We start from the raw sequence: 12,756 nt of genomic DNA on the forward strand, positions 1-12,756 counted from the left end.
ACCCGATGAAAACACTCTTTTTTATTAGTACATTTCTTATTTCCTTCACCTGCGCATCCCAAGACTTGGCAAATGTCTCGGGCAAAATCATTGATGGCAATTCACTAGCACCTGTTCCCTTTGCAACCGTTTTGGTAAAAACACTGCCAGACAGCACCTACTTCTCGGGCACGCTGAGCAGTGAAAATGGTCGATTCGAAATAACAGGCCTCACAAAAGGCAAATACAATTTGAGTTTTTCCTTCTTGGGCTACGAAACCAAACAGGTGGACTTGATAGTCGGTGGGAAAAATGATATCTATGATTTAGGAAAAATTGAACTATCGGTTTCTTCCCAGCAACTGGACGAAGTAACGGTAGAGGGAAAAAAAGAGATCATAGCGGCAGGGCTTGATAAAAAATCCTTTTCCCTCGACGATAATTTTGCCCAAACGGGAGGCTCGGTGCTCGATGCTCTACGGGCATTGCCAGGCATCACGGTAGACCAAGAAGGTAAGGTAATGCTACGAGGAAGCGACCGAGTGGCAGTATTTATAGATGGAAAGCAATCGAGCCTTACAGGCTTTGGCAACCAAAAAGGCTTGGACAACATCCCTACGGCGAATATTGAAAAAATAGAAATAATCAATAACCCTTCGGCAAAATACGATGCTGCTGGCATGGCGGGGGTCATCAATATTGTGTATAAAAAAGACTTGGAAAAAGGCTTTAATGGAGAGGTTGGACTTGCCCTAGGAGTTGGTCAATTGGGGAAAAGAAAAGAGGATTTACCTACCGAATTGGGCAGTTATTCCTTCAACCCAAAAGTGATTCCGAGCTTGAGTGCCAATTACAACAGCTCTAAAATCAACTTCTTTTTGCAGTCGGAAGTACTTATCCAAGAAAAGCTTCCTAACAATGAATTCACCACTCGGTTTTATGACGATGGCAACACTGTTTTTTCCCAAGTCCCCGAAAACAGAAAGCAAACGCAGTACATTGTAAAAACGGGTTTAGATTGGAATATTGACGACCAAAACAGCCTGACCTTTTCCACGGTTTTCGATTACGAGCAACATACCGACACCTCCCAAGTGCCTTTTATAAGAAATGATGCGGAAAGGTATCGCTACTGGCACTGGAGGGAAGCGGAAGTAACAGGTTACCTCAACTTCCAGCTGGACTACAAACACGAGTTCGAGCAGCCAGGCCATAAGCTCAACCTTAGCTTGCAATATACACGAGGCTGGGAAGATGAATCGTACTTTCTGAACGACAGTTCTATCATCCGCAAATCGCAAGATACTACACATTTGGTGGCTACCGAGCACACTATCCCTTTCCTAATCGACTATGTAAAACCATTAGCCAATGGTAGAATTGAAGCGGGAACAAAGCTACAAATCAGGCGCTTGCCCCTTACCTATGATATTGGTCAGGGTGAAAATTCGGTGATCTATCCTGGGCTGGGCGATTGGTCGGAATGGGGAGAAAATATCTATGCCGCTTACTTCAATTATGTACTAGAAAAAGAAAAGTACGATGTAGAAGCTGGCTTGAGAGCAGAGCAAACGGATGTATTTTACAACCTGCCCGAAGAGAATATTTATTACGACCAGAACGATTCTTACGATTATTTCAAGCTTTATCCCAACGTCCGTTTCACGCTCAAAATTGACGAAAACAACAACTTATCGGCTTTTTACAACAACCGGGTAGATCGGCCAGGAGAGCCCGAACTGCGGATTTTCCCCAAATACGATGATCCAGAATTGATGAAAGTCGGCAACCCTTACCTCCGCCCTCAGTTTACCCAAACATTTGAGCTTGCGTACAAACATTTTTGGGAAACAGGCTCAGTCTATTTCTCAGGCTATCACCGCATGATCGACAGTCATTTTTTGAGGATTTTCAGCATCGATTCTTCCAATGCCGATTACAATATCATTAATAAGGTCTACCAAAATGTGGGCGATGCCTCCAACTCGGGCGTGGAGGTTCTTCTCTCCCAAGAGATTGGAGAAAACTGGAAAATGACGGGAAGTTTTAACTGGTACATAAATACCATTGAAGCTTACGAAGGCGAGGTTTTGTTTCCCTACAAAAGACCTTTCCAAATCCAAAAAACAGAGGACAACACATGGGATGCAAAGCTCAATAATCAGATAAAACTTCGGGACAACTTGGAAGCGCAAGTGACTATTATCTATTATGCAGCGAAGAATATTCCCCAAGGAAAGCAATTTGCCCGCTCCTCGGTCGACATCGGTTTGAAAAAGACAATTTGGGATAAAAAAGGGGAAATTATCTTTTCCGCCTCCGACATCTTCAACAAATTTGGCATCAAGCAGGAATTGACAGGAGACGGCTTCAGAGCCATTTATGAAAACTTCTACGAGACTCAAGTACTGCGCCTTGGGCTGAAGTATAAGTGGTAGATGAACTGACAATATACCTTAAGACCAAAGTATTGAAACAAAAGCTTGGTAAAACCCGGTTACGGGTTTCATAATTGTAGTATTGTTAATTTGGATAAGACAATCCTGCTAGGTGTTGCATAAAATGGGTATAAAGTTCATTTGTACAACACCTAGCAGGATTGTAGCTTAAGAATGTAACATCTTTGCTACAATTATGGAATCTCCCGCAAAAGCGGACAAGCTCTAATAGGATTCTCAAATCAGTACAAGAGAGTATCAAAAAACTGCCCCCAATCAACAACATGCTCAGAAAAAAACCTGCTTGGTTGATCATACCCCTCTCTAGTTTTCGAAAAATGGAATAATCATAACTAGGTAATCAAACTAATCATACCTTCCATAATATTGCAAAAACCTATATCCACCAATCTCAAATTACTAACCAATAACATATCCCCCAGCTTTTTATATAAAATATTGATTCCATCTCGATAAAATGCTACGGCTTAAGCTGATGTGCTAATAATTTTTATTACACGTGCGTAGTCTGTTTTTATAAAAATGCAGTCCTTAATATTAATAATTGTTGTAAATACACTTTAACTAACAAACCAAACAATAACAAAATACAAAATTTTTAACATAATCAATAATTTGAAAATGAAATCAAAACTTACAAAATGGAGGCAATGCCAAATGGTATTGCTCCTATCCTTGGTACTTTACACAACAAGCTACCAGAAAGCCATGTCACAAGCGCCTAATTTGCCAGAAAAAGATAGCTTGGCTCAAACATTATTCACCAACCAGAATTTTTTAAGTGCAACTCAAGTAGATACGTTGACCCTCCCTTTGCAGCTTGGTGATAGTTATACGCTTGAAGTAGTAACTAAAGTAAATCAGGCTTTGGGGCGTGGTATGGACATAGAAGGAAGAAATTCCATTGCCAAAGGTTTCAGAGTTTCTTTGGACGAGCAAACGCTCAATTGGACATCATCGCTTTCTTCCTCTATTGAAATGGCCAGTACAAGTTCAGATGAATATTATACTGTTAGAGTGGCTGTAGAAAATGAAATGGCTCATGTTTACCAGAATGGTGTATATCTGCAAACGTTTCCGGTTTCTACCATTTATGATATAAGCAATGGAGAAGAAAGTAATGAATTACCTGGGGGGCTTTTGGGATCAAGTTTAATTACCGACTGGGCAGGTACAAGTTCTGATAATTCGGGCAGACCTTCCGACTACGGTTGGGGATTAGAGGGCACAACTGTAGATATGTTCAATACGGCAAATAGCGGAAGCGGAGTGAGATACCTCGATTATGATGAAAACACATCCCCACTTACTTACAACGGAGAGGTGTATGCGGGAAGGATCATGTTTATTCGGTGGGACAATAACTCACTTAACGATGCAGTTTACACCTATCCGGTAACATTGGCTGCTAATACGGTATATAATTTTTCCATGCTCCATGCTTTTTGGGCAAATGCTACAGGTTCTAGAAATATAAATGTTGGTATAGGAAAAACTACAGACCCTAATGACGCGATTGCCTCTAATGTATTTTATTCTTCGGGAACAAGAAACCTTAAAAGCGACAACTTCTCATTTACCTCTGAAGAGGCAGGAACGTATTACCTAACTTTCACAGGCGCTTGGGCATTGTATGCCATAAGTGAGCTTTCTGTAAATGAAATAAACATAGAGCCAAGGTTGATTTTTGGGAAAAACTATCCAGATGGAAATGTAGATATGAAAATAGCTTCGGCTAGCTTTGAAAATGGAGCGTATGCACCTGCTACTATCACCACTGGTATGAAACAAGATGTAATTGTTACAGGTAAAGAAGTTTATTACCCTACTACTTTTAATACCAACTTTGTGGTATCTGGCAAAACTGATCTGCACCTTACCGGTGAATATACCCCATTGGTAAATTCATCTGTATCGTTAAATTCGGCAGATGCTTGGCTATTTTTCGACAACATAAGCCCTGCAGAAGTCATTGAAGATTGGCTTGACAAAGTGACTATCAATGGTATGAGTGCTATAAACAATCCAAATGTTCGTATGTCCATTTATAAAAACGGAACAGCAATTATACCCAATGGTAACCAAACTTCTACCCAAGCCCTAGAGGTATTTACAAATACAGGCTTATCAGGAATGTCGAATACCTACGAAATAGATACCTTCCATACCGACCTAGGCGCATTTGATAATAATATCGGTTCTTTTAAGCTTCAAAGAGGCTATATGGCCACTTTTGCAAGTAACTCCGATGGCTCTGGCTTTAGTAGAGTATATATAGCCAATGATGAAGACCTTGAAGTGACCGAATTACCAAAAGGGCTGAATGGAGCTGTGTCGTTCATTCGCGTGTTTAAGTGGGACTGGGTAAGTAAAAAAGGAAAAGCGGGTTGGTCTCCTGCTAAGCTGAATTGTACTTGGTACTATGACTGGAATATTGGTGGGAATTCTTCAGATGATTACCAGTACGCTACCATAAGACAAAATGCCGGTTGGCCATCGTGGGATGCAATCAATAATAAGGAAAGAGTAAACCACCTGTTGGGATTTAATGAGCCCGATCGCCCCGACCAAGCAGACATGACTGTAGAAGAAGCTATCGAAATATGGCCTGAGATGATGAATTCGGGCATGCGGATTGGCTCTCCTGCTCCTGCTGACCCGTTCAATAATTGGTTGCCAACATTTTTGGATCGATGTGAAGAATTGAACTATAGGGTAGACTTTGCCGCTATCCACTGTTATTGGGGAGGACTTACACCTGAGCAATGGTATTCACGCCTCAAACAATTGCATGAGCGATTCAAACGCCCACTCTGGATTACAGAATGGAATAATGGAGCCAACTGGACTTCGGAATATTGGCCAGACGCTCAAGACGCCCAGTTCCAGAAACAGCTCAATGACATGAGAGGGATTCTCAATGTGTTGGATACTGCTTCATTCGTTGAGCGTTATGCAATTTACGACTGGGTGGAGGACAAGCGAGCGATGGTGCTAGCCGATACGCTTACACCAGCCGGAGAATATTACGCAGCCAATAAATCTGATTTTGCCTTCGATCCCGCTAAAGAATTTATCCATACTTGGGCATTAGTAGCTCCAACCTTGACCAGTACTATCAACGAAAACGACTATTTCAAGGTAACGCTGAATTGGGGAGATGTAAATGGTGAAATGGGTTCAAAATATAAGTTAGAGCGAAAAATAGATGGACTGGACGCTGATTTTGTCGTTGTACAAGAATTGACCGATTATGTACCAGGAGAAGAGGTTGCTTTCGGAGACAGTGTGTATGACAAAGCCTCGTACCGGGTTCAGGCAGTAGGAATTGGAGGAGAAACAGCCTACTCTAATACGGTAGAAGTAATTCGTGATACAAATCCAGCAGCCCCTATGCTTCAGGCAGAAGTGCTTTCTTCTTCTATAATCAAATTGACTTGGGACGAAATAGACGAGGCTCGCTCTTTTAATCTAAAGCGTTCGCTAGATAAAAACGGTTCTTTTGAAACTGTTTTAGCAAGAACGACAGAATTTGCTTATTTGGATGAAGAGTTGATTTCAGATACTACCTATTTCTATACTATATCTTCACTGAACTCGGCGGGTGAAAGCGAAAACGGTGATACCATTGCAGTAAAAACGTTGAAGTTAGTTGCTCCCAAAGGTGTGCTCAACCCGAGAGTTGCTTCTGCAGATTCGCGGATTACGCTGAGCTGGGATTTTAGGTATGATGCTATGTATAAAATCCTGAAATCTGAAACCGAGGGTGGTCCATACGATACATTGATTGCTGTATTAGACACCACTAACTACATCGATTCTGCTGTAGTAAATGGGCAAACATATTACTATAAGCTACTGGCTTATAATGAGCTAGGCGAAAGCCCACTTTCTAAAACATTAGAAGGAAAGCCAGTGGTTGGTCAGCATCTTTTTGTGAGTTTTGATGAAGCTTCAGGTACTTTTGCCGAAGACTCTTGGGGAGGCAACCATGCTACATTGATAGGCGATGCCGATCGTGTAGGAGGCTATGTTTATGCTGGTGCGTTGAATTTGACTGGTGAAAACGATGCTCATGCCCTATTGCCAGAAGGAGTAGTGAATACATTGGATGATTTTACTATAGCTACATGGGTTAAATTAACGTCATTGAGTACATGGATGCGTATTTTCGATTTTGGTATCGGTACATCCTCTTACATGTTTTTGACACCTCAGGCAGGTAGGAGTAATGGCATGTCAACTGTAAGATACGGCATCAAAAATGGAGGGGAAGAATATACTGTTAGTTACCTCGATACTCTTCCGCTAAATACTTGGACGCATTTTGCTGTAACACAATCAGAAGATACTGTTCGCCTGTATTTAAATGGAGAATTGGTAACAACAAGCACTGAGTTTTTATTGAGCCCTTCTGACTTAGGAATTACTACTGACAATTTTATTGGTAAATCGCAGTGGTCAGACCCTCTTCTAAACGGAGCAATAGATGAGTTTAAGATTTACAATTATGCGCTAAGCGAGGCGGAAATTGCGGAAGTCGCAGCTCCAGCAGAATTGTCTGTACCTGTTGAAATTAAAGGGTTTACAACTTATTCGGCAGATTCGAAAATCACATTGGATTGGGACTTGGCTTACGATGTTGTATATGATATCTATCGTGCTGAATCGGAAGAAGGCGAGTTTGAAAAAATTGTATCGGGATTGGATGCTTTAAATTATGTAGATACTGATGTAGATAACACAACAACTTATTTCTACAAATTAGTAGCTTACAATGAAGCTGGCCAAAGTCCTATGTCTGATGCACTGCAAGCAACACCTGTTGAAGGCCGACACGCCTATTTTGATTTTGAAGAAGACAACGGAACCTTGGTGAAAGATAAGTGGAGCGCTTACCAGGGTCACTTACGAAATGATGCATCGTGGAAGGCAGGAAGAATGTACCTGACCAATGCAATAGCCTTAGACAATTCTAAGGAATCTTATATTGAATTGGAAGAAGGAATAGTGAGTACCTTGAATGACTTTACCATTTCCTCATGGGTGAAAGTGAATGAGTTAAATAGATGGATGCGTATTTTTGATTTTGGTTCTGGCACATCCTCTTACATGTTTTTGACACCTCAGGCAAGTAGCAGCAATGGCATGTCAACTGTAAGATACGGCATCAAAAATGGAGGGGAAGAATATTCCGTTAGTTACCTCGATACTCTTCCGCTAAATACTTGGACGCATTTTGCTGTAACACAATCAGAAGATACTGTTCGCTTGTATTTAAATGGAGAAGTTGTAGCAGTGAACACCGAAATCCCACTTACTCCTGCCGATTTAGGTATTACTCCACAAAACTATATAGGTAAATCTCAGTGGCCAGATCCTTTTTTGCATGGTGTGTTAGATGATTTTAAGATTTATAACTATGCATTAAGCGAAACAGAACTATTAGAAGAGCTAAAGTCACCTCAAGTTATCACCTTTGAGGCAATATCTGCAATGCATGCTGGCGACTCTGATTTTACGTTGAGTGCGGCTTCAAGTGCCGAGTTGAAAGTTGCTTACAGCTCTTCCGATTCGAGTGTGGCAATAGTAGATACGCTGGGAGTTGTTCGTATAATGGGTGTTGGAGTTACAGAAATAGCAGCCGAGCAAGGGGGTAATGAGGAATACCTTCCCGCCAAGTCGGTACAAAGCTTTACCGTAAACTCAATAGCTATGGAGGCATTATACATGGATGCCGACAATAGTGAAAACAACAATACCATTAAGCCTTATATCCAGCTTGTCAATAATGACGAGGTAAGCGTTGACTTGCAAGAAATTACAGTGAGGTACTGGGTTACAATGGAAAAATTTAGTGGGGCAAGGGTTGATATTCACTATGCGGAGTTAGGCAATCAGGTAAATGCAGCGTATGTTGAATTGGAAGAACCGCGTGATAATGCGCTAGGCTATGTAGAATACAGTTTTGATAGTGGAACAGGCGTACTTGATCCTATTAATGGCACAGGGGTTATCCAAAGTATGATAGCTAATACCGACTGGAAGCAACTAGACGAGAGTAACGATTATTCTTATCAAACAGGGGCAAGTTCATATCAGTTAAATGATCATATAACAGTTTACCGAAAAGGTCAGTTGATATGGGGCACTGAGCCCGCTATGACAGCTCCTCAACAACTAATAAAAGTGAAATCACTCTCTATAAACGGCGGTTCTAACACCATGAGCACTTATGTTGAAATAGAGAATCAAGGTAATACAGCTCTGCAATACGATGACTTATCTATGAGATATTGGTTTACATCGGAAGGAAAAGAACAACTGAATTATTGGATAGATTATTCTTACTTGAATAAAAATGGGATTGATGCCCAGTTTGTAAAGCTGGATTCTGTAACCCAAAATGCTGACACGTATTTTGAAATAAGTATGGATTCTACACTCGGCATATTTTATCCGTTGAGCAGCTCTGGACCAATTCAATACCGCATAGCCAAATCTAACTGGACTGCATTTGACGAAACAAACGATCATTCTTATAATGCATCTAGCAGCTATGTAAGCAACAATAAAATAACGGTTTACTACAAAGGCGATTTGATCTATGGGGTAGAACCTTTCGATGTAGCTGAAAACGCTGCTTCCCGAATTGGATTGGAAAAAGAAGTTGATAGTAAAGTATTTTCAATTTATCCCAACCCAGTAGTGGACAACTTAACCATTAATTTGGAAGCTGAAGCTTTGGTAACAATTATCAACCTTTCTGGAAACATTGTATGGCAGAGGACTATTTCACAGAGCACCAATTCTATAGACTTAAGTTCCTTAAATGAAGGGCTTTATATTATAAAGGTACAAAGTGAAAATATGCATGCTGTGAAGAAGATTCTCAAAGAGTAACTAGATCGTACATAGTTAGTTTCAACAGATAGAGGCTGTCTCATGTTAGAGACAGCCTCTTTTTTGTATATTGCTACAAATCAACCCTTGCAAGAATGTCACATTTCGACCTTACCGAAAAAATAGACGAGATCATCGCTAAAAAAAACTACGATTCTGGTTTTGAAGAAATTGCTATCAACCTTATCAATCAAAAAACCTTGAAGGTAAATGAGGAAGAGTTTCAAATAGTGGGAATCGAATTCTACTTAAATCGGGATGGGAAAAACAACCCTCTTGACATCTTCGCACATGAACATAAAACAGTGAACCATATTGATACAAAACAGGATTCCTGAGAGCTCATGGGGCGGGAATAGATATCACCATAAATCAAGATGGGTATCATGGCGGTATATTGATTCGTGCTTTAGAATATAGTGGAGAAAGAATTGATGGTCCTTTAAAAGTAATGGATGTCCTTATTGGAAAAATCAATGTTTTTCAAACCAATACTATTGAACTCATCGATAAGGAAATTACTGAAGACAAAACCATTTTTAGTTTTCCAAGAGTTGGACTTTCTTTGAAAAGGATCAATTATTTCATCAATGGTGATAATAAAGCAGAAGCTGCTGGTTTCAACTACATTTTCAAAAATTGGCGGTTTATTACCAAGCCAAGCAAGACACAAAACGGGAAACACTTAATGGCTTTGAAGCTGATAAAAGATGGAGAATCAGAAGATGAAGTTTGCTCACTTTTAGATCTTGGCTTGTCAACTTTAAAAAGCTATAAAAAACATATAGAAACCGCTTTTGATCCCCAAGAAATAATTGAGCTATCTAAGCAAAAACAATCGGTAGAAATAATGTGCCAGCTTTATGAATACCTTTATCAAAAAGACTAATTCCAGAACAAAAAACTACTTCATCTCAATGAAAAAATACGTAATCATAGCCATCTTCCTTTTAATCATAGCCTCCTTTGGATATTACAAATTCGGCTTGTTTACAGGTATAAATTACTTCACCGCTCTTTCAGATATCAGTAAAGGAAAAGTTGAAATTTTAACGTATGGGTTTGTAGAACGTACAGATGAAGAATTGAATCCTATTGCCAAGCAATTTGGGTTTCAATTTAAAACCATGGCTGGTTGTGTAGTTACGCAACGGTTTATCAATCAAGTAGATTCTTACAATTATGCTGTAGAGCGATATCTTGAAAAGAGAAATGGAGAAAATTGGTTAGGGGCTTTTAATAAAGAGGTGGAAAAAGAACTTCCACGAAAGTAGTAGTATCAGCAGACAGAGGCTCTTTAACACACTTTCACTCCTACCCTTCCACTTCCATCAAATAAATACCATCGTGGCGGATGGAAATGAAGCTTTGGTTGCTTATCCAAAAGTCCCTTCCCGGGTTTTCCGAATGTTGAATCAACTCAAGTTCTCCTTCAGCTTCATCGTACTGATAATACCCATCGGACAACCCATTCCCATCTAGGAAAAACTGGTGGAAAACACTTTGACTTTGCACGGGCTGCTGCGCATATACATAGGAGACGGATTTTCGCTGGGCATTTTCTTCTTCAAAAACCAGCTCACTACCCTCGTACATCTTCACTTGCTTTCGCTCATCTTGATAGCTCTGCAAACCAAGGCTAAACTGCGAAGCGTTGTTGTAAGCCAAAATGCTGTAACCTGGCATATCCGTTTGAGGAAGGCTTGTCAATTTTTGGGTGCTAGGGTCGAGGTAATGATTCCCCAGCCACAAGTTATCACGGTTATCGTACCTCAAAAAAGAGTAAAATGCGCTAGTGGTTTTGATCTCCTCCCCAGTGCTGGGGATGACCAGCACATCAGGAGTTTTGTCGGCTTTCCATGCCAATAGTTGCCCATCTACAAATCGGGAATAGTGCTGATACTCCTTTATAAAAGCTACTTTCTCATGTTTTTTAGTGGAAACATTGAAACTGTACATAGCTAAAGAGTCCCTCTCCAACACTTCATTTTTATACATCTTTGAGGTATAAACTATTTCGTCTTGAGAAACTGCCCGAATATTCCTGCCAGAAAAAGCATCGCTGATCAGTTCTTGTTCAAATGTTTGGAGGTTCAGGCGGTATAAAGATTGTTTTCCAAAACCATCGGAGTGGTTTTCGGTAAAAAACAGAACGCAATTATCGGGAGTGAAGTCAAAAGATTCTAAGAACTGAGTAAAATCGACCAGTTGAGTTTCTTTAAGCTCATTTGCGAAAGAGTACTGGTAGTCAGCAAAAAAAGACCTATAAAGCGTATCACTATTTTCCCTCTCAAATTCTACTAATAGATCAATCCCTTTCGCAGGAAACTGAAAACTTGCCGATGCAGTAAGGTAAAATTTATTGGGCAATTGTTCGGTGAACTCGCCTATCACCAAGCTATCTTCTGTAGGAAGAATCACCTTTCCCCGCTTTATCCCCCCTTCTTCCAAGCGGATATCTACCATCGATTCGGATTTGGGGATGAACCTGATATTTACATCCGAAGTAAGTGAGGCCGGCTTTTGATAGATTGGCTCTACCGCTTCGGGCTCATCGGTACAGGCAGCTAGGCCAAGAAGAAAAAGAATAGCGTAGATAGGTTTCATAGTAGTATGAGGGCTTGTGTTCGTCATGTTAAAGACACTCATCTTTCACCTATCGACACGTTATTCCCTGAAAAACTGAAAATTTAACATTTTAGTGATGGGATAGCTCACCATACCCCACTGTGACAACACCCCTACACATGCTGATCGATTAGTATAGGATTTCCATCGGGGTCAATCACTACGAAACTCGCAGGTCCCGAAGTACTTTCATCCACCTCGGTTTCCAATTTAACCCCATTCCCCTTAAGGTGCTTTTGAATATCTCGCACATCATCAAACTCCGCCAACGCATTTGCGCTCGAATCCCAGCCCGGGTTAAAGGTCATAATATTGTTTTCGAACATGCCTTGGAAAAGCCCGACCAACGTAGTCTCATTTTTCATGATCAGGTAATTCTTTTTGATATCCCCGGCAAAAACCTCAAAACCTAATGTCTCATAAAATTCTTTCGATGCCTGAATATTCTTTACGCTTAAGCTCACTGAAAATGCTCCTAGTCTCATTGTTAAAGTTTCTCCTTGATAAAATATGTTTCCATACATAGATGAATAATACAATTTAAGGCATTTCTTCCTAAGCATCAAACCAAATAACTTAACTTTTCTAAGTATCAAATATCTATGTCCTCAATACCATGAAACAAGACATAACCTACCTGCATAAAATCGGTATGCATGCATACAAAAACACATAACTATTCTAAGCCTTTATTTCACTAAAAAAAGCCACACACACACTTTGTTTAAAATTAAAAAAACACCAACAAAATTTATAACAACTGAATATCAACTATTTATGAAATAAA

General features: G+C 40.2%; 7 protein-coding genes. 5 read left to right on the forward strand and 2 right to left on the reverse strand.

Features of this window, described 5'->3' with window-relative positions; all coding sequences use genetic code 11:
• The first annotated feature begins 5 nt into the window (after positions 1-5).
• From R9C00_16890 to R9C00_16910, 5 genes are all read left to right on the forward strand, one after another.
• Positions 6-2,417: a TonB-dependent receptor gene (locus R9C00_16890; protein WPO33377.1), complete on the forward strand. Its 2,412-nt coding sequence runs from the start codon at positions 6-8 to the stop codon at positions 2,415-2,417.
• Between the two features lie 642 nt (positions 2,418-3,059).
• Positions 3,060-9,341 carry a LamG-like jellyroll fold domain-containing protein gene (locus R9C00_16895; protein ID WPO33378.1) on the forward strand — a complete coding sequence of 2,094 codons (6,282 nt, stop codon included), beginning with the start codon at positions 3,060-3,062 and terminating at the stop codon, positions 9,339-9,341.
• Between the two features lie 95 nt (positions 9,342-9,436).
• A complete protein-coding gene (locus R9C00_16900) occupies positions 9,437-9,679 on the forward strand; it encodes a hypothetical protein (GenBank protein WPO33379.1) in 243 nt (80 codons plus the stop codon).
• A gap of 113 nt (positions 9,680-9,792) precedes the next feature.
• Complete coding sequence (locus R9C00_16905) at positions 9,793-10,230, forward strand: hypothetical protein (GenBank protein WPO33380.1); 438 nt, start codon at positions 9,793-9,795, stop codon at positions 10,228-10,230.
• Between the two features lie 28 nt (positions 10,231-10,258).
• Positions 10,259-10,615 carry a hypothetical protein gene (locus R9C00_16910; GenBank protein ID WPO33381.1) on the forward strand — a complete coding sequence of 119 codons (357 nt, stop codon included), beginning with the start codon at positions 10,259-10,261 and terminating at the stop codon, positions 10,613-10,615.
• 40 nt (positions 10,616-10,655) lie between these two features.
• Here the strand turns inward: R9C00_16910 and R9C00_16915 are convergent, their stop codons facing one another.
• Complete coding sequence (locus R9C00_16915; protein WPO33382.1) at positions 10,656-11,948, reverse strand: hypothetical protein; 1,293 nt, start codon at positions 11,946-11,948, stop codon at positions 10,656-10,658.
• A gap of 134 nt (positions 11,949-12,082) precedes the next feature.
• On the reverse strand, positions 12,083-12,454 hold the full coding sequence (locus R9C00_16920; GenBank protein WPO33383.1) for a VOC family protein: 372 nt from the start codon (positions 12,452-12,454) through the stop codon (positions 12,083-12,085).
• Positions 12,455-12,756: the final 302 nt, after the last annotated feature.

The sequence above is a fragment of the Flammeovirgaceae bacterium SG7u.111 genome (genome assembly GCA_034044135.1).
In the GTDB taxonomy this organism is placed as follows: domain Bacteria; phylum Bacteroidota; class Bacteroidia; order Cytophagales; family Flammeovirgaceae.